19 protein-coding genes are annotated in these 23,265 nt (G+C 40.8%); 12 read left to right on the top strand and 7 right to left on the bottom strand.

Annotated features, from left to right (window positions below; all coding sequences use genetic code 11):
• Positions 1-36 precede the first annotated feature (36 nt).
• From V7K98_RS16920 to bchB, 4 genes are all read right to left on the bottom strand, one after another.
• Complete coding sequence (locus V7K98_RS16920; protein WP_335023772.1) at positions 37-3,174, bottom strand: plasmid replication protein, CyRepA1 family; 3,138 nt, start codon at positions 3,172-3,174, stop codon at positions 37-39.
• 341 nt (positions 3,175-3,515) lie between these two features.
• Entirely contained in the window at positions 3,516-3,767 is a 252-nt protein-coding gene (locus V7K98_RS16915) for a hypothetical protein (RefSeq protein ID WP_335023770.1), read from the bottom strand.
• Positions 3,768-3,770: 3 nt separating this feature from the next.
• Complete coding sequence (locus V7K98_RS16910) at positions 3,771-4,106, bottom strand: DUF6883 domain-containing protein (protein ID WP_335023768.1); 336 nt, start codon at positions 4,104-4,106, stop codon at positions 3,771-3,773.
• A 163-nt stretch (positions 4,107-4,269) separates the two neighbouring features.
• A complete protein-coding gene (gene bchB / locus V7K98_RS16905) occupies positions 4,270-5,796 on the bottom strand; it encodes a ferredoxin:protochlorophyllide reductase (ATP-dependent) subunit B (protein ID WP_335023766.1) in 1,527 nt (508 codons plus the stop codon).
• 415 nt (positions 5,797-6,211) lie between these two features.
• Here bchB and V7K98_RS16900 point away from each other — a divergent pair, with 415 nt between their 5' ends.
• The 6 genes from V7K98_RS16900 (at position 6,212) to V7K98_RS16875 (ending at position 11,460) form a co-directional block, all read left to right on the top strand.
• The gene (locus V7K98_RS16900; protein ID WP_335023764.1) at positions 6,212-6,391 is read left to right on the top strand and encodes a hypothetical protein; all 180 of its coding nucleotides are present in this window, start codon (positions 6,212-6,214) and stop codon (positions 6,389-6,391) included.
• 226 nt (positions 6,392-6,617) lie between these two features.
• The gene (locus tag V7K98_RS16895; RefSeq protein WP_335023762.1) at positions 6,618-7,640 is read left to right on the top strand and encodes a tetratricopeptide repeat protein; all 1,023 of its coding nucleotides are present in this window, start codon (positions 6,618-6,620) and stop codon (positions 7,638-7,640) included.
• Positions 7,641-8,231: 591 nt separating this feature from the next.
• Positions 8,232-8,450: a hypothetical protein gene (locus V7K98_RS16890; RefSeq protein ID WP_335023760.1), complete on the top strand. Its 219-nt coding sequence runs from the start codon at positions 8,232-8,234 to the stop codon at positions 8,448-8,450.
• A 158-nt stretch (positions 8,451-8,608) separates the two neighbouring features.
• The gene (locus tag V7K98_RS16885; protein WP_335023850.1) at positions 8,609-9,775 is read left to right on the top strand and encodes a pyridoxal phosphate-dependent aminotransferase; all 1,167 of its coding nucleotides are present in this window, start codon (positions 8,609-8,611) and stop codon (positions 9,773-9,775) included.
• A 56-nt stretch (positions 9,776-9,831) separates the two neighbouring features.
• Positions 9,832-10,269 (top strand): secondary thiamine-phosphate synthase enzyme YjbQ, encoded by a 438-nt coding sequence (locus V7K98_RS16880; protein ID WP_335023758.1) that lies wholly within the window; start codon positions 9,832-9,834, stop codon positions 10,267-10,269.
• Positions 10,270-10,407: 138 nt separating this feature from the next.
• Positions 10,408-11,460, top strand: coding sequence for an aromatic ring-hydroxylating dioxygenase subunit alpha (locus V7K98_RS16875; protein ID WP_335023756.1), 1,053 nt, complete (start codon positions 10,408-10,410; stop codon positions 11,458-11,460).
• A gap of 1 nt (position 11,461) precedes the next feature.
• On the opposite strand, the gene V7K98_RS16870 is transcribed toward V7K98_RS16875, so the two are convergent.
• Entirely contained in the window at positions 11,462-12,139 is a 678-nt protein-coding gene (locus V7K98_RS16870) for an SDR family oxidoreductase (RefSeq protein ID WP_335023754.1), read from the bottom strand.
• Between the two features lie 676 nt (positions 12,140-12,815).
• Here V7K98_RS16870 and V7K98_RS16865 point away from each other — a divergent pair.
• Positions 12,816-13,211 (top strand): hypothetical protein, encoded by a 396-nt coding sequence (locus V7K98_RS16865; protein ID WP_335023753.1) that lies wholly within the window; start codon positions 12,816-12,818, stop codon positions 13,209-13,211.
• 406 nt (positions 13,212-13,617) lie between these two features.
• On the top strand, positions 13,618-15,387 hold the full coding sequence (locus V7K98_RS16860) for a WD40 repeat domain-containing protein (protein WP_335023751.1): 1,770 nt from the start codon (positions 13,618-13,620) through the stop codon (positions 15,385-15,387).
• Between the two features lie 67 nt (positions 15,388-15,454).
• Here the strand turns inward: V7K98_RS16860 and V7K98_RS16855 are convergent, their stop codons facing one another.
• On the bottom strand, positions 15,455-16,495 hold the full coding sequence (locus V7K98_RS16855; protein ID WP_335023749.1) for a serine/threonine protein kinase: 1,041 nt from the start codon (positions 16,493-16,495) through the stop codon (positions 15,455-15,457).
• Positions 16,496-16,644: 149 nt separating this feature from the next.
• Positions 16,645-17,538, bottom strand: coding sequence for an alpha/beta fold hydrolase (locus V7K98_RS16850; RefSeq protein WP_335023747.1), 894 nt, complete (start codon positions 17,536-17,538; stop codon positions 16,645-16,647).
• Positions 17,539-17,983: 445 nt separating this feature from the next.
• Between V7K98_RS16850 and V7K98_RS16845 the strand changes: the two genes are divergently transcribed.
• The 4 genes from V7K98_RS16845 to V7K98_RS16830 all read left to right on the top strand — a co-directional run bounded on the left by V7K98_RS16845 (position 17,984) and on the right by V7K98_RS16830 (position 23,197).
• Positions 17,984-19,963, top strand: coding sequence for a hypothetical protein (locus V7K98_RS16845; RefSeq protein ID WP_335023745.1), 1,980 nt, complete (start codon positions 17,984-17,986; stop codon positions 19,961-19,963).
• A gap of 109 nt (positions 19,964-20,072) precedes the next feature.
• Positions 20,073-20,852, top strand: a complete 780-nt coding sequence (locus V7K98_RS16840; RefSeq protein WP_335023744.1) for an MBL fold metallo-hydrolase — start codon at positions 20,073-20,075, stop codon at positions 20,850-20,852.
• A 288-nt stretch (positions 20,853-21,140) separates the two neighbouring features.
• Positions 21,141-22,196 carry a metal ABC transporter substrate-binding protein gene (locus V7K98_RS16835; protein ID WP_335023742.1) on the top strand — a complete coding sequence of 352 codons (1,056 nt, stop codon included), beginning with the start codon at positions 21,141-21,143 and terminating at the stop codon, positions 22,194-22,196.
• Positions 22,197-22,360: 164 nt separating this feature from the next.
• On the top strand, positions 22,361-23,197 hold the full coding sequence (locus V7K98_RS16830) for a metal ABC transporter ATP-binding protein (protein ID WP_335023740.1): 837 nt from the start codon (positions 22,361-22,363) through the stop codon (positions 23,195-23,197).
• Positions 23,198-23,265: the final 68 nt, after the last annotated feature.

Below are 23,265 nucleotides of genomic sequence, written 5' to 3'. Positions count from 1 at the left end.
CATATCTCTTACTCTTACCCATCTTTGAATTACGAATTACTTGTTGGCTACTGCGGCATAAGGCTTGGTTGGAATAATTTCAAACTTCCAGTCTGACGAATAATCTGGCAACTCATAGCCAACACTCTTAACATGAGCCAACATCAACTCATCTCGTTGATGCCAAACTGTAAATATTCTTTCCCTATCATCATAAAGCGTTTCTAGGTCAATTTGATAAACCTCATTTACCCGCTTTAGTTTCAAGCCCAACAAATTTAATAGTCGGCTGAGTATTTTTATTGCCGAAACCTGCTCTTTCTCTCCAACTAAATTAATACCAAGCGCCCTTTTAATATGCTTGCTATGCTGAAAAACAACATTTTTAAGCATTATCAAATCTGGATTACTCTCGGTAAATTCTCTTTCTAGTTCGAGAAACTGAAGCATTCCCAAGGCTCTCATGGCCTCAACTTTGAGCGTGTAAGTTTTTAAATCTGGGAGAAAAACTTTCCCTTCACCCCAAGATAATTGCTGATGCCATTCTTGCTCATCTCTGATGTGAAAATACTCGCTTTCGTGAGTCAGATAATAATGAATTAACAGTTGACGATAATATCCTTGGTCATCTTGCAATTTTAGCCAAGGAGTAACTTCTCCACCATACCTTTGTCTGAGAACATATTTATTGATTTGGTTCCGTTCTCCATCAGTTAGAGAATGCTTCACTAACAACTGCTCATATTCTACATAATCGATATCTTTAGCATTAGCGACTGCTGTAGCTACCGATAGTTGATTTTGCTGTTTAATATCCTTAATTTTACGCTTAATCTCTTTAGCCTTTTGGCGACTATGCGCCCAATCTTTTTGAACTTTGACAATCTCTAAAATTAATCTTTTGCGGGTAGCTAAATCATCGGCATCAGTTGCCAAAAATGCCAGACGTAAATCTCGAATAATATTATTGTGAACAGCATTACTCCGCATCTGAATTTGATGCCCATCAGCAATTAAACCATCTTGCATTGATTGACGGTAGAGGCGGATAGAAGCATTTACCCGTGCAGATAACTTAGCCCAAGTTCGCAAATGAATCGGATCGTGAACTAAAGGTAAATCTACATCTATTTTATGTAGTGGACTAAGTAGAGCTAAGTTTTCTTTTTGATTTTCTTGATACCAATCAGATAGCAAGCGATAATTTGTACTACCACTACCAATTAAGCCAATACCTCGTTTAGCGCACCAGACAATACGCGGCACATCATCCCGAACTCTCGCTAATGCTTGTCTTGCTTCCGAGTCAGGAATTACCCCTTGAAAAATGCCATAAACTCGGTCGAAATGTTGGACATCAATACTAATTCCCGTACCCAGGCTAGGGGTAACAAAAACGCCGTCATATTCAGAAATTTTTTGATTAATTGCTGCTATAAAATCAACGGCTGCGTGGCCAGGTGTATTTGTAGTATGACTACTAACTACCAAAGTTTTGGGAAATTGCCGCCGTAATTTTTGTAAGCGTTCTTTGAGATAACGTTCGATTGTTTCACAACTGTAACGCCCAGCGCGACTATCGGTAGTAACGTAACATTTACGTCCAGCAAGTAAGTCTAATTCCAGTTGGTGAATTAGCGGTGTTGGGTTCGGCGAATCATAAAAAGTTACGTCCCAACCATGCTGAGGCTTCCATTGGTTGAGAACTACCCAAGGCGTTAATTTAATTCCTGCTAATCCTTGTAAATATTCAAGGGAAACATCTGATAAATCAGCATCTTGGGCGATTATTAACCCCCCAGTCGTTAAAACTGTGGAAATTAGTTGCTGGAATAATTTTAATATTTTTACACGCTTATATTTACAAGTATTACTGTTTAATAGATGCCACAAAGATTGCTCTACTTCATCTAAAATTACTATTGCCCCATGCCAATTTTCAGGGTTAAGTTTCCAAATCGAATCAACGCACAATCCAAGGGATTGCTGTGGAGAGAGTGAGCGGAGGATGGGAGGAGCGGGGGTAAGTGTTTTATCAATCCTTTTATACCCATCTTCTTTATGTGTTCCCCATTGGATACCAATTTTCTCACACAAAAATTTTCCTAGTAGAATTCTGTGAGTAATTAATAAAACGGGTTGGTTTCTAATTTTTGCTTGCTGAACAACGGCTTGCAATGCTGTAGTTTTACCTGTTCCTTTGGCAGACTTTACTCCTACTAATCCAGAAGTTGGCAAAGGAATTTCACCTATATAAGGGCGATTCAAAGTGAGAGCAGCAGGAATAGTTAACTCGGTATGAGGTTTAGTTTTAGCAAGATAAATTTCTAAATCAACACTTTGGCGATAAACTTTCTCGAAGCTAGTTGCACCTTTGGCAACGATAAACTCATCAACACCTTTTTCTATTCCTGGAAGTTCAATAACTTTTACAGAGCAATTTTCTTGCTGGAATAAACAACCAAGTTGAGAAATAGCATTATTTACAGCAGCAATTGTTTTAGGTTGAGTTTCAAAATCAAAACAAATATAAAAGCTACGCTTTGTAATTGCAAAAGCTGCTAAGTCAGGAATTAGCTGACGACGGGTAACTTTGCCAAATTTATCTTTAACAACCCGATAACCACTGGTAATTCCGGGAATAGCAATAGCTGCATATCCTTGTGTCAAAAGTGTTGCTGCTTTCTTCACACCCTCGCAAAGAATGAGCGGAATGTTCTGTTGCATCACCCATTGCCAAAAGCCTCTAGCTTCACCATCAGCAGTAATGGTGATATTTTCAGGCATGACCAAATTGTAACGTCCAGCAACTTGCTGCCATAGTTGCAGCGTTACCCGCAAACAAAACACCCGCGTTGGTGTGCTGGGAGGATGCTCGTATTTGATGGATTTAGCATTGTGATTCTGTCGGGGCTGGTTTGGCTTAAAGCATCCCCATTCCATCATCTGCCAATTATTCAAAGGGTCTAGCCCCGAACACCACCAACCACCTTCAGTAATATGAGCATAACGCTGCAACCATGCAGCTTTCACCATTCCGGTATTGGTGCGGGGGAGTAGCTCAGAAATCAATAGGTACTCATAAGCGTTTACGCCTTGGAGTGACCTAAAATTGAGTTGCACAAGGTGTAAGTCTATACCACTACTCTTGACTAATTCCTCAAGGTGTTGGGGGTGTAAATAGTGCAGATGCATAGGGAAAGACCCGAAGGAAAGACGATGAGATTAAAACATTAACATGCATCTGCTTTTTTTCTATAAGAGATATTGCGAGGCTTTTGTGATGCTTTTTTTACTTCGTTACGGGAGACACATCGGTTCTGACTCTAGTGGGTTATTCTGCCTATTAGATCCCCGAAGTAATAATTTTGTATTGTGATATTTATTCGATTTTAATTTTAATTTATCAGTAAATCTCTGCGTTACGGAGTGCGATCGCTCTAGGGGTTGCCGCAGCGATCGCTATATTCCTATGTCAGTTCTAATGATTAGAGCGTACAACACCTCAGCGTTGATTTCTTTGAAACCGCGATTTTTTAAACTGTCTGTCTTGTATCATGTTCAATACTTCCCCAGGTTTCAGGTAGAGGATTAACCCAGGAAATAGGCACACTAACTACATCTAGAGTTTCACCGTCTTTAAAGATTTCTAAAATATATCCTGGCTCTTGCTGAGTTTTAGTAGGACGCAGATGATCCAACACAACCCCCCTATCGCCAGCTTTTACAGGACTATTAGGAACATTCTGCTTCAGTTCTGCCCACTGAAATAAACTAGCTATTGTCATCTTTTAAGTCTCCTGTGATTTATCAGGATATAGTGTTATAAATCTAACAAATTCTGTTTCTTCATCTTGTTGCCAGATAGTAATTACCTTAATTAATCGACTATTAGGCCCAGACCACTCGCTTTTAACCTCAAACTGAGTCCCCCAATCATTAGGGGTAACTTTTGCAATTTCAGAACCTTCTACAGCATTTATTATATCGTTCTTAAGAAGTTTCCAGTTGTCAAGATTATATCCTGCTAAAGCTAGATATATTGATTTATCACTTTTAGGTTGATAAACAAGTAGGTATTTAGTGATTTTTTCATCTTGAATTACTAAACCTGATGGTATTTTCATTATATTTAATTTATTTATTTTAAATAGTTATTGAGAGAAATATATAAAAATTAATATTTAATCTATGATATCTCATAATTTAATTGTTATCACTAAAGCAAAAAAATGGGGGTAAAGAGTATACATAACTCCTCACCCCTTAATCTTCTCAATAACCGCTAAACTAAGCCCCGACAGATTCCTTGGCGGCGTATAATACCTCAGCGTTGATTTCTTTGAAACCGCGATCGCGGGCAAATTTTTCAGTATTACGCTTCACTTTGCCACGCACAAATCCAGGAATCTTATTCAATTCTACTTGACCATCTTTTGTCCAATTCAAATCAGAATCAGCAGAAATTCCCCTAGTAATTACTTCTTTGGTATCATGACCACCGAAGATTTCTAATAGGTGATCTTCCATTCCCAAAGTGAAGGAATTGTAGATCAAATCTGTAATCTGGTTCGTGCCTTCGTAACCCATAAATGGTTTGTAACCAATGGGGAAGTTTTGGACGTGGATTGGTGCAGCAATTACGCCACAGGGAATATCCAAACGCTTACCAACGTGGCGTTCCATTTGGGTGCCGAAAATGGCAGAGGGTTCGACACGAGCGATCGCATCCCCAATTTCACCATGATCTTCAGAAATTAGCACTTCATCGCAATACTCGCTAACCTGTTCGCGGAACCAGTCTGCATCATATTTGCAGTAGGTTCCAGCCCAAACAACATGAATCCCCATTTCTCGCGTCAGAATCTTGGTAATGGCGGCGGCGTGGGTGTTATCACCAAAAACCACAGCTTTTTTGCCAGTCAAGTTTTGACAGTCAATGGAACGGGAGAACCAAGCAGCCTGAGATACGTGCAAGGTTTGCTCATTAATGAAGTTTTCATAGTCAACTTCTGCACCTTGAGCGTTAATTACCTGTTGAATCTTGCGAATACAACGGGCAGTTTCCACTACACCCATCGGAGTAATGTCTATATAAGGTGTGCCAAATTGTTCTTCTAGGTAACGAGCGGTGGTTAAACCGAGTTCGCGGTAAGGTACCAGGTTAAACCAAGCTTTTGGCATCTTTTTCAAGTCATTCACCGAAGCACCTTCAGGAATTAAGGTATTTACCTCAATTCCCAAATCAGCCATCAGCCGTTTCAGTTCGGTGCAGTCGTGATTGTTATGAAAACCAAGGGTGGTAGTACCGATAATGTTAACTGAGGGTTTCTCAGTTTTGCCCTCTGCCAATTCGCCCCGCTTCCGCGCTTTTTCAATGTAGTATTGGACAATTTGATCCAAAGTGCGATCGGCGGCTTGGAGTTCGTTGTAGCGGTAGTGGTTCACATCCGCTAGCATTACGTCTCCTTTGGCTTCTAGTTGCGCCCGTTCGACAAAGTTGTGCAAATCCTCTTGCAAAATGCTGGAGGTGCAGGTGGGAGTTAACACAATCAGATCGGGGTGTTCCTCAGCATCTTTGCGAATGATGTTATCTACCACCTTCTCTTGGGAACCACGCGCCAAAACGTTGCGATCGACAACACTGGTTGTCACTGGAGTGAAATCCCTCTCCCGCGATAACATGGAGCGCATGACGTTAAAGTAGTCATCGCCAATGGGGGCGTGCATGATCGCATGGACATTTTTAAAAGAACTAGCGATTCGCAGAGTGCCGATGTGGGCTGGGCCTGCATACATCCAGTAAGCCAATTTCATGTTTGTGTTCTCCCTTTTCAACAGAAATAACACGGAGTCCGATAAGAATGGACTATAAGTGCTTGATTATTATTAAATCGTTTCTGATTGTCTCAAAAGTTGTATCCCTAATGAAGTGAAGAGTTGTAAGGATTTTATCTGGAATGGGTAGGAGTAAGCATCCCTCAAACCTGCTTACTGATTGGAATCTAGCTTCTGATTTTAACAACATACCTGTTGTTTTATTTAAATAAATCTTAATTTTTCAGCAAATTTGTTTTCAATTTGGGGTGTACACACATCTGAGGAGATGTAAATATATCCGCATCGTAGGAGCAATTCATGAATTGCCCCTACGACGGATCTGGTTTTTCCAATCATCTATACTTGGTTTTTTCTGTCAAGGCGTAAGTCTTAATTTACTAGCCCTTTCAAGGTGACTCATAAAATCTCTGCTTTCTTCTCTGTGTTGCGCCAGTTGCTTCAAGTCGGGGAACCCGCCCAACGCACTGGCTTCTCTGTGCCTCTGCGGTTTGAAAGTAATTTATTGAACCACAGAGGCGCAGAGAACACAGAGAAAAGAGTAATTATTGTCCAAAAATTTTACCCACCTTGAAAGGGCTAGTCTTAATTTACTAGGGATGCACAGATGTACGCCTCGATTGGAGTATTTGTATTAATTGCTTCATAAATATTCCTATGAATATGGAACAATATCATACTTATCTATTTACGTCTTATATCTAAAGATTGAAGATTAAGGTTAAAATTTGGGAAACCTAAGAGAGGTTCATTCTTAAGAGATATCCTGCCTACTTATCGCAGAAAGCAACTGAGGTCAGATGATGCAACCTTTAAATCAAGTCAAAGAGTGGGAGCAACGTCGTGATGAGGCAAATCGCTACTATCGGCACGGTAAATTTCAAGAATCACTCGATCTTGCAACCAAGAATTTACAACTGGCTAGAGCAATTCGAGATCGGGTTAGAGAAGGCCATACATTAAATGATATAGGTTTAGCTCACCTCAGTTGCTGGCAACCTCAAAGAGCATTAGAGCGCTTTCATCAGGCGCTTTCGGTTGCTATTGAAATTGGCAACACGCCAGCACAGGCAACTGCATTTAGCAATCTGGGTTCTACCTACAGCCGTCTTGGACGCTTTTCACAAGCGTTGGAATGTTTTGACAAAGCACTGCCAATCTTTAGGCGATCGCAAGATACTCAAAGTGAAGTTTCTACTCTTAATGATGTAGCTCTAATTTATACCCGTTTAGGAGAACCCAAACGCGCACTGTTGCTACAACACCAAATTTTGCGGATGCGGCGATTGTTAGGTGACTTTGCTGGTGAGGCAATAACGCTCAATGGCATTGGGTTTGCTTACAATATCTTAGGCAAGTTTGAGCAGGCGCTAGAATTTTTTCAAGCAGCACTTCCAATTCAACGAGCCGTCAAGAATGTGTTTGCTGAAGCAACCACTTTGAATAATATTGCCTCAATCTATAGCGATTTAGGAAAACCTAAACAAGCGTTATTGCTCTATAATCAAGTTCTTTTGACACGTCAGGCAATTGGCGATCGCTCAGGCGTTGCTACAACTCTTCACAACATTGGTTTTACCTACAGCACCCTGGCACAGCATCGCCAAGCCATGAAATTCTACAAGCAAGCCCTTCTGATTTATCAACAATTGGGCGATAGTCTGGGAGAAATTTCAACTTTGCTGAATATGGGAACCCTTTACGCCACAACAAGACGCAGAAAAATGGCGCGATCGTGCTACCAAAATGCTCAAGAGTTAGCGGAGCAAATCGAACACCAGCCACTCCTGAAAAAAGTACAGCAGTTTATAGATTCTCTCTAGTTAGATGGAGTAAGCTACAGATTCTCGACTTCTTGAAGAAGTTGGGAATTTTTTTTGTTCCAGTTGAACAAAAAGCAGGGGTCAGTTTATAATTCCCCTACTCCCCTGCCTCTTCTTGAAGCTCAAAAAGTTCGCAACTTCACTACCGCAGACCATATACTAATCAACAGGTTACGATCAATTAAGAAGTATTGACACTCTCAGCACTAAAGTGAGTGAGATTCTACATACAAAGTTAGGTGAACCTAACTCCCGCTACGTTGGTCAAACAACGAAAGAGTGAGTCAGCAAAATTTAACTTAAGCTTTCCCGTTACTTTTGAAACCTTCTCACTTTTCTAGAAATCTTCTCAAACTTACTTTTTCTTCGCGCTATCTACGTTTAAGTAGGGTGTAACCGTTTAGAAAACCTGTTTTTGAAGTCTTGTATTTCTTTTTTAGTGATTTTAGTTTAGTGTTTTAGTATATCGCAAAAGAGTAAACTTAGGTGACTAAAGTCACATGAGTCGCTTAATCTGGGCCCTAAAGGGACTGAGTTTTACGCTTACCGAGTGTTTCTATAATTTTTTATGGCATCGCCAGGAGTCTTTTTATGTTCATTAGTGAATTGTCACCTATATTCCGAGAATTTACCCAGCATCCAGCCTCATTTGTAGGTGGGTTATTCTCTGGTGTGCTTCGGCTCAACCTTGCAGACGATCCTGTTAAAACCTGGCTGGATAAACAGACTCGCTCAAATAGTTATACCAGCAGCATAACAGAAGCACATAATGGCAAAGCAAGCGGTCCTCAACAGATTTCGATCGACTAAATTTTTGAGTAATCGCAAATCCGGTTAATTATTTTGGTGACAGACTCCCACACTGATGTAAGTATTCAGTGTGGGAGTTGATCGCAGATTCAGAGGAAATTCCCAATTCCCAATTCCCAATTCCCAATTCCCAATTCCCAGTACATAACCAAGGAAATATGGAATCCCTAACCTCTCGTATGCAGGGTGTACAGTCGCCGATTATTCCTGTGGTTGGGGAATTGATTAAAAACTCTCCTGGAACAATCTCTCTAGGACAGGGTGTTGTTCATTACAACCCACCACCAGAAGCTTTAGAATTTTTACCCAAATTTTTAGCTGAATCCACTAATAATTTATACAAATCAGTTGAGGGAATTCCCCCATTAGTGACAGCACTTGCAGAAAAATTGCAAGCCTTCAACGGCATTGAAATCAACGAGCAAAACTGTATCGTCGTGACAGCAGGGAGCAATATGGGATTTATGAATGCCATTCTTGCTATTACTAACCCAGGCGATGAAATTATTCTGAATACGCCGTACTATTTCAACCATGAAATGGCGATCGCAATGGCTGGTTGTCGTGTAGTATTAGTTGCGACAGATGAAAATTACCAACTACGCAAAGATGCGATCGCTCAAGCAATTACTCCCAAAACACGGGCTGTAGTCACAATTTCGCCAAATAATCCCACTGGAGTCGTCTATTCAGAAATAGCATTGCGCCAAGTAAATCAAATTTGTGAGACTCGTGGCATTTACCACATCAGCGATGAAGCTTATGAATACTTTACCTATAACGGCGTAAAACACGTTTCTCCTGGTGCATTTGGGAGTAGCAAGTACACTATTTCTCTATTTAGCCTTTCCAAAGCATACGGTTTTGCTAGTTGGCGCATTGGCTATATGGTGATTCCCAAACACTTATTTGTCGCTATCAAAAAAGTCCAGGATACAATTTTGATTTGTCCGCCAGTTATTTCCCAATATGCAGCTTTAGGGGCATTGCAGGCAAAAGAGGAGTATTTGCAAAATAATATAGGTGCAATTTCTCAAGTGCGGCAATTAGTACTCGACTCCCTTAATCGCCTAGAAGATTTATGTAACATTACATCTGCTAATGGTGCGTTCTATTTTTTCCTCAAAGTTAATACTCAGATGGATGCTTTTGAGTTAGTTAAAAGACTAATTCAGGAATATAAAGTAGCAGTCATTCCAGGTACAACCTTTGGTATGCATGACGGATGCTACCTGCGCATTGCTTATGGGGCGCTGCAAAAAGAGACAGCTAAAGAAGGTATAGAAAGATTAGTACAAGGTTTGGAAACTATAGTTAGAAATTAGAGGTCATTCATTCTGCCTTCTGCCTCCTCTGTAATCCTAAATATAAAATTGAACAGATGCCAATTATTAATAAGTTAATTGAAATTGAAACTGAACCAAAAATTAATATTCATAATATAACACCACAAATTCAAAATTTTCTTGCTTCAACATCAATTAAGAATGGACAAATTTTAGTATTTTCTCGACATACAACAACAGCTTTAGCTATCAACGAGAATGAAGTCAGATTGTTAGAAGATATAAAAGCATTCTTGCAAAAACTAGCGCCAGAGTCGGACAGTTATTTGCATAATGACTTGCATTTAAGAGATGTCCCGGAAGATGAGCCGATTAATGCTCACTCTCACTTAATGGCAATGATGCTGACTACTAGTGAGATAATTCCCGTTTTGGATGGTAAATTAGCTTTGGGAACCTGGCAATCTGTATTGTTTTTTGAGTTGGATGGGCCGCGTAAAAGAACGGTATTTGTTCAAATTTCTGGCGAATAATGCAACTTCACGTCTGTAATCCTTCCATGACAACCCAAATCTGAACAGCAATTAAAAACCTGAAAGAATGTTTCTAAGTATAACCTTCCTTTCCACAAACCAGAACTTTTATTGTGTCAAAGGCAGAAGCAATTAGTGATGAAAAATAACGATAACTTTGTATTACGTAATACCTGGTACTATGCTCTGCCTAGTAATCAGATTAAACCAGGTATGATGATCAACCGCATTTTTTTGGGTGAACCTGTGCTGCTAGTCCGAGGACAAGATGGCAAAGTCTCTGCTATGAGAGATATTTGTCCTCATCGTGCCGTACCTTTGAGTTGTGGTAGATTCGATGGGCAAGAAGTGGAATGCTGCTATCACGGTTGGCGCTTTAACCAGGCTGGACGCTGCACTGCTATTCCATCACTTCTTGAGGATCAGCAGATGGATTTGAGTCGCTTTGACGTACAATCCTACGAAGTTCGGGAAGCTCAAGGGAATATCTGGATATATATGACTGATCCCGATAAACCTCAGCCTGCTTCTGATATCGAGATTCCGGTGATTCCAGGGTTCGGAGAGCGATCGCACCAGTTCGTAGAGGTCGTGAAATTCCCCTGTTTTATAGATCATGCAGTAGTCGGTCTGATGGATCCTGCCCATTCACCTTATGTTCATCGCGCTTGGTGGTGGCGAAATGAACAACTGCACGAAGAAGTAAAGCAATTTGATGCTTCACCTTATGGCTTCACCATGCGACGACATCAATTACCAGATAATGGGGGTCGATTATACTGGTTAATTGGCGGTGGTAGACCGGAAACGGAGATTTCTTTCCGTTTACCTGGAGTCAGAATAGAAGAAACCACCATTGGCAAGCATCGAGTTGTTAATTTAACAGCAGTTACACCCATTTCAGACACAGAAACCGAGGTAACTTTTGTTCTTTACTGGACACTCCCTTGGGCAGGCTTTTTCAAGCCCCTGCTGCATCTGTTGGCGCGGACTTTCATTGGTCAAGACCGAACGGTTGTAGAAAAACAGCAAATTGGCCTCCAATATAATCCTGTGCTGCGACTGATTAAAGACTCAGATATGCAGGCGCAGTGGTACTACCAGTTAAAGCGGGAGTATGCCCGGTCTGTTGCTGAAGGACGAGAATTTGTAAACCCTGTTAAGGATCAAGTACTCCGATGGCGTGCTTAAATTACTCCAAACTAAATTCTGCAAATTCTGTTTGTGTAAATAGCATGTTTCGGTCTACTGCTGACAAAATTTTGTTATTGGTGCGTTGGCTATTTAAACAACGACCAACTAACTGCGCCACATCTGCGCGATTGATGCTACCAATAATCCTTGGATCTTCAGTCAAAACGCCATTACCCGTTGCTGGTTCTGACTTTAGTCCACCGGGGCGGATGATTGTATAGCTAAGTCCACTGGCAATTAAGTGTTGTTCAGCTTTCTCTTTTTCAATTAAAACTGTTCCCAGTGCCGCTAAAACTTGGGGTGATAAAGCAACAACACTATTGCCAGCACCAATGGAAGATACAAGAATAAACTTTTGTACTCTAGCTTTAACTGCCGCATCGATCAGATTTTTATTACCAGGGTAATCTGCTCTTTCTCCCTCTGTCGGTAAACCGCCAATGGTACTAATAACAGTATGGATAGGTTCATCTGTCAGCATTGCGCGTTCTACATCTTCAATGTTCAAAGCATCTCCCAAAACTACCTCAATACCGATTTTTTCTAGTTCAGCAGCAACTACTGGTGTTCTCAGGAGTGCTTTAACCTTTAGTTGTTGCGCTGTGAGATACTGAGCAATTTCTCGACCAACACCGCGACTTGCTCCAGCCAGAAAAATGTAAGATGCACTTGTCATAATAAACCTAACTACTTGCGCTCAAAGGATTTTATCCTACGGTGTACACAGAAGTCTTTTGTGAGTCCATTTCCGGTTAAGTCTCATAGTCTCTGAGATACCTCACCCTGGTTTTACTACGTAATAACCTGTCCCTCTCCAAAGCATCGGCTACGGTGTACACACAAGTCGAAGAACACAATATATATAGCTTCAATCTAGTAGGGTGCGTTATGGACGTTAGGACTAACGCACCGAAAATCTAGGATGGTGCGTTAGCCTCCGGCATAACACACCCTACAAAATGGGATTTGGGGTAATTAAATTATTTGTGATACCGTAGCCGATGCTTTGGAGAGTGATGTGCGATAGGACAGGGTGCAATACTGCGTAGGTTGAGTTGAGGAACGAAACCCAACATTTTTCGGGGTTTGTTGGGTAACGCATTGCCTCAACCTAACCTACGAATATTCAAAACCTACGCAGTATTGGGACAGGGTGAGGTTTTTCTTTTGTTTTGGGTAATTGGATGACTTGTGTGTACACCATCGTCTGGTAAGGGCAAAATAGTACCGATTGGAATAACAAAGCATAAACTGTCATTTTGAGTAGAGTAATTATACTTAACCCAATTGTAGGAAGTATTTTCGTAAGCAATTGTGCCAATCTAGCAAATAACTTTGCAAGGGATTTATTTATGGCTAAAAAATCTCAACCAAATCAAGAACAATTCCAAGATGTCAGATTATCCGCCACAACTAGAATCTGGGTGATTACAGTCGCTATTCTCGGAGTTTGCGTCCCCCTCTCAGCCGTTACTAGAAGCGGTGCTATTCTTCCTTTGGTTGCTATTGGTGGTGCAGCAGTTGGTACAGTCGCTATTTGGCGTTCTGATGAGCAAAAATCAAAAACTAACTATTTGCAACAGCAGCAAATAGAACTGTTAGAACGGAGATTAGCGAATTTAGAAACGATTGTTAGTAGTGATGACTTGAACTTGCAAATGAAAATTAAACAGATTGAGGCAAGAGATACTTTTGGTGACTCCTCTGATGTAAGTACTATACCCAGACAACCAAAACGCAAAGGTTAAAATTAGCTAATCTTCTCAATTTATGCCAATTTCAGATGATATACCTGAAAATCATCTTTACTAGGTCAGTCTAGTAGAGGTATTGGTTGACTTAACGTTGCCACAACCTTTAAAATCTCTCTTACGTTAAACTTTCCTTTGCAGCTAGAAGTGTTTTCTTGGAAACAGTATCTTTTTCTCCATCTCCGTTAGAATTGACTGACATCATTTAATTCTATATACTTCATCTGCATCAGTTCATGAAATGTCTAAGTGCTATCCATCTCTATCTTTCCCGGAAATGTATCCCAATAGCTGTGTTTTATTAGACTACTAACATTACTGAATTTTTAATTAACTAAGGTTATAAACTTGAGTAATTGCATTGGTATAGCTTACCGTAGGTATGCAATAGTTTGCCGTAGGAATGCAGATGGATTGGATTAGCTTACTTAAAGCTCAACAAACTGACTTCCTTCAACGTGTGAAGAAACCTAAAACTTATGACTTATCTTTACTAGAAAGTCAAGTTAAGGGTTGTCACACTGAAATGATGGCTTTTTGGGGCGAACCATTGGCTAGACTCCAAGAACTTTCTCGCCAACAAGCAGAAGTTCTTGCCAAAAACCCGCCGCCTACGCCACCTGAATATCCTGAACCTCCCGACTGGACGATACCTTTTCCGAAATACTTTCAACAACAAGCTCAAGATTATCTTTTGCGAGAGCATATTGTTGATCGGGTAATTGCTGAACGTTTGGGCAAATTGGTCAAAAAGGTGTCACAAGATACCTTACAAAATATGGTTTTAGATGATGAGGGAAATTTGTGTGGCGAAAGCAAATTCTCTTATGTACTCAAAGATAATCCTCAGCTAAGTGTTCAAGTTTATGTTGCTGATGGAGAAAGTTTTAATGGTATTAAAAAAGACAAAATTAGATGGTCGGTTACTCAAGAAGATTTGAGAAATCACCAAGTATTAGTTTTTCTGTGTTTGTTTTATCCATCTACAGGTAATTTAGGTTACGAGAAACAAAGCATAATAACAGGCTTTTTACCGACAAATTTACTTGAAATTACTGAACCAAAATTGTATGTTACTCCGAGTAGCTTGTTGTATGGTGGAGGGTTAAGTTGGTATTTAGAATCACTGATTGGTAAAAAAGATACGTCGCTAGTCATTAATGAGATAGCGATCGCAGATACAATACAAACTCTATCATCAGACCATTGCCTTAAGGATGTAGTGGGTGACTGGGAATGCTGGCAAACTTTGCAAGGACACAACAGAGGCATTAATTGCCTAGCTTTCAGTTCATTATGTAAGAATGGCAGAGCCTTACCCATACTGGCAAGCGGTAGTCGGGGCGAAACGAAACTCTGGGATTTAAGCAAGGGCGAATTAATAGATACATTATCCGAGTATCCTTGGGTGATGTCTGGGCTAATAGATGAAGTAAATTCCCTGGCTTTTAGCGCAGATGGACAGACTTTAGTAAGTTGCGGTGCAGATTCTACAATTAAGCTTTGGCACGTAGGTGCTTTAGACTTGATAGATATTTTGCACAAACATAATGGGGTAGTGCGATGTGCTGCCTTTACTCCAGATGGCAGAATGTTAGCGACAGGTGGAGATGACAGAAAAATTCTGTTTTGGGATTTGATGCATCGTCAAGTTGCGATCGCACTCTCTTTAGATGATACAGCTGCTCATTCCCTGGTTTTGAGTCGAGACGGGGAAACTCTGGTTACAGGTAGCTACCGTAAAATCAAAGTTTGGCGCACTTCACCCCTGACGGGGATCAAAAGTTTAAAGGACGCACAACCTCTGCATACCCTTATGGGTCATTCTCACATTGTTCGTTCCTTAGCAATGAGTGCAGATGGTAAAATGCTCGTCAGTGGTAGCTGGGATCATACAATTAAAATTTGGCAATTGGAGACTGGAGAATTACTTCATACTCTCAAAGAACATAGAGATAGAGTATATGCGATCGCATTAAGTCCCGATGGACAAATTATCGCTAGTGGTAGTGCTGATAAAACCATCAAATTATGGCATCTACAAACAGGGGAATTATTGGGTACATTTACAGGTCATGGAAACATAGTTACAGCATTAGCTTTCACAGCTTCCGGCGAGATGTTAGTTAGCGGTAGTTTAGATAAGACCATTAAAATTTGGCAACGGAGTTAAAATATTTAACTCATAATTTCAAGATTGAAAGTGTGGAGTGCTGTTTTTATCCTTGACGATTCTCTTTTTAAGGTTGTTGCCACAGGCGGGGGGATCTTATCCGAACCGTAGTGCTAATTTTATTGATTGCAACATCAGGCTGACAACTTATCAAAGTTACCCCTATTACAGCTATTGAAATGACAGCGACTAGCCCCAGTACAGCAGTTTGTTTTATAGGTTTGATTTTCCTGATTAAATTATGTATTCCAGTGGCGCTACCAACAACTTCAATTGGCTTCAGCGCTTTTAAAGCAACGGCTGCATTGGCATAGCGGCGTTTTCGATTAGGTTCCACCATTTTCATTAACCACGAGCGAAAATGCGGACTTACTTGAGGAACTAATTGCTGGAAATTAAAGCGATAGTTATCATCAATTAATTTCCCAATTTCAACAGAACGAGTATTAGTAAGTAAGCAAATCAATGTTGCTCCTAAACTATATAAATCTGATGCCTCAGTTAGGGAATGACCAAACTGTTCCTCTGGTGACATAAAACCTGGAGTTCCTGCTACAAAGCTGCTCAGAGCTATTTTCGCATCCTGTATTCTAGCTAACCCGAAATCAACCAAATAAGCATTTAGTTGTTCATCAACCAAAATATTCTCCGGCTTAATATCCCGATGAATAATTGGTGAAATTTGCTTTTGTAGATAAATTAAAATCTCTAAAAGTGACAGAGCAATTTGCTTAATTTCTTCCGGATGAAAGCTGCTTATTAAGCCTAAAGATGGGGCATTTATATATTCCTGTACCAGATAAAAAGCCCCTGGTATTTCAAAGGAATCTAAATAACGAGGGATGCGAGAATGATTTAGTTGCTGCAAAATTATGATTTCGCGCTCATAAGCTTTCACACCTGACAAATCAGCATCTGCATGAGCAAAACAAAACTCTTTAATCACCACCTGTTGCTTAGAGTTGAGGACATTCGCTAGATAAGTAATGCGTCCTCCTTCTCGGTTGCGTCCTAGTTCTTTGATAACTTGATAGCCAAGTTTTGAAAATTTTGGATGGTGATTTAAGAGAATTAGGCTTTTATTTGCATTATGCACATCAAGCTCCATTACACACACCAGATGAGTTTGATTCTGTCAAGGTGCAATTAGAAAGATTAAGATTCAATCACCCAGATTGCCAGCCTTATTTCTACCCTACATGAGCCAAGGCGCATCAGCAGGAATTGTATTTGCATTTGCGTCTTGGCATAAAATTGTTAACTTTGTGTTAGCCAATCAATAATCTTGGCATTAACAACATCTGGAACCTCATCGTGGGGACAATGACCGGCATTAGGAATAGGAATAATTTCGATTTCTTTGCCATTTTCACGTGCCTTTTCGTAAATCTTTGCCCCGGTAATTGGTGTCCAGGGATCATCAGCACCCCAAATTACTAATAGGGGACGTTCTACTTTGGGCAAAAGTTCCTCTGGACTTGGGCCAGGAGGCGCTGTGAGAATGGAAGCGAAGACTTGTTGCGCTCCTGGGTCGCAAGAGGGAGTATAAAGTAAATCGACTAATTCATCGGTGACGGCTTGGCGATCGCGGTAAACTTGGTAAAGAGTGCGGCGAATTTGGGCTTTTTGGCGGATGCGGTTATAAACAAATTTACCTGTAATTGGCGATCGCACAAACCGATTAAAAGCTGCCATCACCATCCGTAGCGGCGGGTTCAATTCGTGGGGACGATGACTCAACCCACCCGCAGAGTTAATCAAAATACCACCAGCAGCAATTTCTGGATGTTCTACCAGTACTACTAAGCTAACAAGTGCGCCGATGGAGTTGCCAATAAAGACAGCAGGTTCGTGTATATGTGCTTTGCAGAAATCTTTCAGCAGTTCCACCCAAACTTCGATACTGTAATCAATGGGCGCTTTATCGGAACCACCAAAACCTAAAAGGTCTATGGCAAATACTTGGTAGCCAGCATTAGCTAAAACTGGGATATTTTTGCGCCAGTGTCCAATGGAAGCACCGAAGCCGTGAACCAGTACTAGAGGTCGTCCAGTACCCATGACAGTGTACTGAATTTTGTAACCCTGCCAAGTCCAAAAAAATTTTTCAAAAGCGTCTTGGGTTGCAAGCGGCTGTGTAGTTACAGTCATTATTAAGATTAATAAAGTGTTTCTCTAATATATTAATGTTCCCTGACCTGAAATGAAGTCTGAACAAAATCCTATTTTTGAAATTGTCCGGATAAACAAGACGCAGGGACATGGGCGTATGTAAACCTACTCAAAGCTATAAAGTTATTGAATTTACCTTAATAAGTAGACAGTCTTAAAGCAATCATCAAGCTATTGAGAGCATTCTTGCTACCTAGTATGTTTATCATTTGTGGATTTTTTGTTACTCCATAAATATAAATATTGTTCAGTTTGCACATATCTAATAAAGAGTATGTTATATCTGGCTAGATCCTTTTAGTAAATTGGAATAATGGAGCAAAAAAAAAACCACCGTAATACTGTTTTAGCTAGGGTTTCGTATGCGTTAAAAACTAAGATTTCTTTATTTATCTGCGTTTTTATCATTAGTACTTTTAGTATTGTGTTATCAAATTGGTTAACAACAAACCAAGCAGCTTTCGCAAAAGTTGATATCTTACAATCGGCTCCTACTCAACCATTAGGCTATTACGACTATTTTGGGAAACTGCTAAGTCCTCAAGAAGCATCACAACTAGTTGTAAATAAGGGGCTTGACCCTAACAGCCCTATTTCTTATCAACGCATAGGGGCAGTTGAAATTACTCAGGAATTAATCGACCAAGGCGAAAATATATTTTTCAACCGGAAAATTGGCGATACATTTGGGTTGCAAGGTGTATTCGGTCTTGGGCAAGGTTCTGCTATTCTTCAGGAAGAATATGCTACATCAATTTATAAGTTGCAAGGTCAGTCAACGAACAACTTACAAATTACCCTTTTGAAGGATATCCCTTTAGGTAGTAAGACTTTTCTCAAAGGAACTGTTATTAATACAGGCTTAAAAGTAGACAAGGGAGGGAATATTGTCGGAAGTGCGCCTAATGGTGACTTTACTTGTGCAATTTGTCATGTAACTCTTTCTAAAGAAGGTAAACGTCTTCCGGGAGTTCCGAATAATGAAATTGCCTTTCCCCTTTTTCTTGCCTTAGCACCAAATTCAGCGGCTGCTTTTGCACGGGCAAAATTCAATCCCCTAGACCCACAATACCAAGGTGATGGCAAAACTATTATTGACAGTAAAGGTAATCCAGTAAAATTACCAGATCCTGAAAAATTTGAAAAAGCTTTTGATGATGCCTTATTAGGTTTACCCTTTGGTAACTTCGAGAGTTCACCAGATGGCATTAACAACACCACCCAAATTCCCAGTTTATTCACATTTAAGAGTCAGCCTTATGGTGCAGATGGATCTGCGGCCGTTGGCCCCTTTGGAGGACTAACTGCTCTCACCAGCGCTGTCCATTCTTCAGAAATTAATTTGTTGGCAGCTGCTCAATTAAGTTCAAAAACTCTTGGTATTGACCCAGAAGTTTATATTGGTACATTTCTTCAAAATGCTGCTGACCCACGTCTACGTTTACCAGAAGGAGTGACAGTAAAACCATCGGAGTGGCTGCGGGGAGCGATCGCACCAGATCCGACAACAACAGAATTAGAAGACCAAGTTGCTGCCCCTGGTACAGGAACTTATCCAAATCTGCAAATTAGTCTATTTACAAACAACGGTTTAGTTTTTAGCCCAAATAGTGGAAAGTCAGGCGATATTGCCAGTGGCCCTTTCTTGTTTGCTGACAACGCTATGTCTGCTTTCCAAAATAGTTTAGTACCACCTGCCAACCAGACTACGGAAAACTGGCAAGCACTTAACAGTAACTCTGTGAAACGTGGGGCAAAAATATTTGAAAAAGCTAATTGTGCAACTTGCCATATTCCACCATTCTTCACCGACAACAAAATTCATCCACTCGATGAAATCGGTACTAACCCAGCCCGCGCCCAATCTCACCTGGCGCAGAAGAACTTATTCGTAGCACCCAAGTTATACACTTTCAACACTCCTGTTCCCATCCCTGCTAACGCCCAAGTGCTGGATGTACCAACAGAGGGCATCTCTGATACTCCTACTACTCTACCCAAAGGTATATTGCCCAAAGGCGGTTATAAAACTACTTCCTTGCGTGGTATCTATTTAAGCGCACCATATTTACATGATGGTGGCGTAGCAGTGCGGGCAGGCAGTCTAAAGGTTGACTCAAATGGCTGTTTCACTGTTGCTGACAAGAGTGGCTTAGGGCTAACTGGCACTCTCAACCAAGGTATACCAGCCGATGCTGCTAGCAGCTTACGTGCTTTGGTTGATCGTGAACTTCGTGCAAAAGTTGTCAAAGCTAACAAAGCTAACCCTGGATTAGTGTTTAGTAACATTGATGGCACGGGTCATAACTTCTACGTAGATCAGCAGACTGGATTTAATCCAAACCAGCAAACAGACCTGATTAATTTCTTACTAGCACTTGATGACAATCCTGGTAGCTTTTAACTGAACTGGGTTTGATACTCCAATAGCTTGGCAACAATGTTGCCAAGCTGTGGCAACTCTAGCTGTATAGGTTTGATAATGAAGGTAAATCTTATCTTCATATAAGTTTATGTTCTTAACTTGGTTCGATAGCAACTCTTGGTTACTGGAAATCGGCGATAAACGAATATTAATTGACCCTTGGCTGGTTGGTTCGTTAATTTTCAGTAATATGGATTGGTTATTTAAAGGTTCGCGATCGCAAAATCGCCCCATACCAGATAATATTGATTTGATTCTGCTGTCTCAAGGTTTAGAAGACCATAGTCACCCACCAACGCTAAAGCTACTCGACCACAACATCAAGGTTGTAGCTTCTCCCAATGCGGCTAAGGTTGTACAGCAGTTAGGTTACACCCAGATAACAGTATTACCTCATGGTGAAACTTTCACTTTAAATAATCAAGTTGAAATCAAAGCTTTTCCCGGTTCGCCCATTGGCCCCACTCTGGTAGAAAATAGTTATCTGCTCAAAGAATTGGAGAGTGGTCTAACTGTATACTACGAGCCTCACGGTTATCATTCTCCACAACTTCAGCAAGCTGCACCTATCGATGTAGTGATTACACCGTTTATTGATATGACACTACCTTTGCTTGGGCCGATTATTAAAGGCAAAAATAGTTCTTTAGAAGTAGTAAAATCGTTACAACCTCAAGTAATATTACCTACGGCAGCCGGTGGAGATGTGGACTTTGAGGGATTGTTGATGAAATTCATTCAGACTAAAGGAACTGCTGAAGAATTTCGTTCGTTGCTAGAGAAAAACAATCTGGCGACGCGGGTAATTGAGCCGAAACCAGGCGATCGCTTTGAACTACCATTAGAAAAACGAGCATTAGCCATCTAACTCTAACCCTGCAAGCCGGGAACTCAATGCTTTCTTTGGGGATTAGGTACACGGGTAGGGGCACAACATGTTGTGCCCCTACGATGATCTGTACCTCACCAAGTTGCAATACGCTGTAAGTAATTAAGCGCAGATGAGATTATAAATTACAAATTATTTTAATAACAAAGAGTACAAGTAAAAAAAATCTAAAAATCACCCGAAAATACCCTGATGGGGCATTGCATTTTGATATCGAGAAAAGGTTTAATGCAAAATTGACCCTTGAATATAGAAGGCTTGAGTGTAATGAAGACCCTTGCTGGATTGCTATTTTTACTTAGCTTCATGGTAGTAGCTTGCAGTCCGTCTCCAGATAAAACGGTGTCTTCCAACCCTGAAGTAACAACCGCTCCAGTTCAAGTAGGAGAGAAAAAGACACAAAATAAGCCTTTAGTTGTGACAACAGTCGCACCTTTAACCAATATTGTGAGTAATATTGCAGGCGATCGCTTAGAAGTTAAGGGTATTATTCCAGAAGGAACCGATTCTCATACCTTTGAACCTCGTCCCAGTGATTCTGATTTGCTATCCAAAGCTAATCTGATCATCGCCAACGGGTTGCATTTAGAATCCCCAACAGAAAAACTAGCTAAAGCCTCAAAGCCTAAAGAAACTAAAATCTTTGAACTAGGCAGTAAAACTATTACCCAAGATCAATGGCTTTTTGACTTCAGCTTTCCTAAAGAAAAGGGCGATCCCAATCCTCATCTGTGGGTAAACCCCAAGTATGCTGAGGCTTACGCCAAACTAGCCGCCGAACAGTTAACCACCTTAGATCCGGCTGGCAAAGACTACTACGCTACTAATCTCAAAAATTATTTACAACGCCTAGATGCCCTAGACAAAGCAACACGGGAAATCGTCGCCAGTATTCCCGCCAAAAACCGCAAACTTTTGACCTACCATGATTCTTGGGCGTATTGGGCCAGAGAGTATGGTTTTCAAGTAATTGGTGCGATTCAACCATCAGATTTCAAGGAACCATCCGCTCAAGATGTCGCCAAGCTAATTGACCAAATTCGGAAAACAGGCGTTCCAGCAATTTTTGGTTCTGAGGTCTACCCCAGCAAAGTAGAAGAACAAATTGCCCGCGAAGCGAAGATAAAAACAGCTAATACTGCTGATGATGAGTTACCTGGAACAGGTTCAGCTAATGCAATGGAAAATACTAATCCTGAGCATACTTATATTGGCATGATGGCTAACAATATGCGAATTATCGCCTCTAACTTGGGCGGAAATCCCAATTTAGTGAAGGACTTGAAGACTGGCAATGTTGTTGGCCCAACAGCAACTAAGTAGAATTAAGAAAAGAAATACAGCAGAATTCAGAGATAACTCTGAGCTAGGGTTTTCGCAGTTCAGAAAATCAAAGAGTCAAAATAATTCGTAATTCGTAATTATTTACTCCGATACCTGACTTTGAGACTTCGCTTATGTACTTCACAACTTAAAATCTGCTGTATATGCAACCAATACTTGAAGTTAGAAATTTAACCTGTGGTTATCAAACCCAGCCAGTGTTTAGCGATGTTAATTTGACCCTTTACCCTGGTCAACTCACTGGCTTAGTAGGGCCTTCTGGTAGTGGAAAAAGCACTTTAATCAGAGCGATTTTAGGGCTAGTTCCTCCTTGGGGTGGAGAAATTTGGTGTCGAGGGAAGCGCTTAAAACCAGGAGTAGCGCCGCCTTTGGTGGGCTATGTGCCGCAGGTGGAAACAGTAGATTGGACTTTTCCAGTTACGGCTCTAGAAGTAGTGATGATGGGGCGTTACCAAAAGCAAAAGATGCTACCTTGGTCTTCGCGGCGCGATCGCCAAATTGCCAGCGAACTCCTAGAGCGCGTTGGGATTGCTCATGTTGCCCATCAACCCATCGGTAATCTATCTGGTGGGCAACAGCAAAGGGTTTTCATTGCCCGTGCTTTAGTAGGAGAACCAGAAATAGTTCTTCTAGATGAACCCACCAGCAGTTCAGACTTGCACGTTCAACACGAACTATTGCACCTATTGGCTGATTTGAATCAGCAAGGCTTAACAATTATCCTCTCCACCCATGACCTCAACTCGGTAGCGACTCATTTACCTTGGGTGTTGTGTTTCAACCACGGTTTAATTTGTCAAGGTCAACCTATCGATGTCTTTACTCCCGCAAATCTTGAGCAGACTTTTGGTGGAGAAATGGTAGTTTTCCACCAAGAAGACCGAATCTTAATCGCTAGCGGCGGTACTTCTCTACGTCATCAAATGCAAGATAACTTACCGGAAGTATTGCGCCCCTCCAACTCACCGAAGTCTGCTTAGGGACTTCCAACAAATAAATTATCCCACTCCACAAGATGGGACAATTTATTTTTTGGAAACCCCTAAGT

Source organism: Nostoc sp., assembly GCF_036917435.1.
Classification (GTDB): Bacteria; Cyanobacteriota; Cyanobacteriia; order Cyanobacteriales; family Nostocaceae; genus Nostoc.
This window is presented reverse-complemented; position numbering and strand designations above follow the sequence as displayed.

What these genes read in the sequence shown, in the direction of transcription:
- V7K98_RS16920 (WP_335023772.1), bottom strand. Translation starts at nt 3,174, where the DNA reads ATGCATCTGCACTATTTACACCCCCAACACCTTGAGGAATTAGTCAAG.
- V7K98_RS16915 (WP_335023770.1), bottom strand. Translation starts at nt 3,767, where the DNA reads ATGACAATAGCTAGTTTATTTCAGTGGGCAGAACTGAAGCAGAATGTT.
- V7K98_RS16910 (WP_335023768.1), bottom strand. Translation starts at nt 4,106, where the DNA reads ATGAAAATACCATCAGGTTTAGTAATTCAAGATGAAAAAATCACTAAA.
- bchB (WP_335023766.1), bottom strand. Translation starts at nt 5,796, where the DNA reads ATGAAATTGGCTTACTGGATGTATGCAGGCCCAGCCCACATCGGCACT.
- V7K98_RS16895 (WP_335023762.1), top strand. Translation starts at nt 6,618, where the DNA reads ATGATGCAACCTTTAAATCAAGTCAAAGAGTGGGAGCAACGTCGTGAT.
- V7K98_RS16890 (WP_335023760.1), top strand. Translation starts at nt 8,232, where the DNA reads ATGTTCATTAGTGAATTGTCACCTATATTCCGAGAATTTACCCAGCAT.
- V7K98_RS16885 (WP_335023850.1), top strand. Translation starts at nt 8,609, where the DNA reads ATGGAATCCCTAACCTCTCGTATGCAGGGTGTACAGTCGCCGATTATT.
- V7K98_RS16880 (WP_335023758.1), top strand. Translation starts at nt 9,832, where the DNA reads ATGCCAATTATTAATAAGTTAATTGAAATTGAAACTGAACCAAAAATT.
- V7K98_RS16875 (WP_335023756.1), top strand. Translation starts at nt 10,408, where the DNA reads ATGAAAAATAACGATAACTTTGTATTACGTAATACCTGGTACTATGCT.
- V7K98_RS16870 (WP_335023754.1), bottom strand. Translation starts at nt 12,139, where the DNA reads ATGACAAGTGCATCTTACATTTTTCTGGCTGGAGCAAGTCGCGGTGTT.
- V7K98_RS16865 (WP_335023753.1), top strand. Translation starts at nt 12,816, where the DNA reads ATGGCTAAAAAATCTCAACCAAATCAAGAACAATTCCAAGATGTCAGA.
- V7K98_RS16860 (WP_335023751.1), top strand. Translation starts at nt 13,618, where the DNA reads ATGCAGATGGATTGGATTAGCTTACTTAAAGCTCAACAAACTGACTTC.
- V7K98_RS16855 (WP_335023749.1), bottom strand. Translation starts at nt 16,495, where the DNA reads ATGGAGCTTGATGTGCATAATGCAAATAAAAGCCTAATTCTCTTAAAT.
- V7K98_RS16850 (WP_335023747.1), bottom strand. Translation starts at nt 17,538, where the DNA reads ATGACTGTAACTACACAGCCGCTTGCAACCCAAGACGCTTTTGAAAAA.
- V7K98_RS16840 (WP_335023744.1), top strand. Translation starts at nt 20,073, where the DNA reads ATGTTCTTAACTTGGTTCGATAGCAACTCTTGGTTACTGGAAATCGGC.
- V7K98_RS16835 (WP_335023742.1), top strand. Translation starts at nt 21,141, where the DNA reads ATGAAGACCCTTGCTGGATTGCTATTTTTACTTAGCTTCATGGTAGTA.
- V7K98_RS16830 (WP_335023740.1), top strand. Translation starts at nt 22,361, where the DNA reads ATGCAACCAATACTTGAAGTTAGAAATTTAACCTGTGGTTATCAAACC.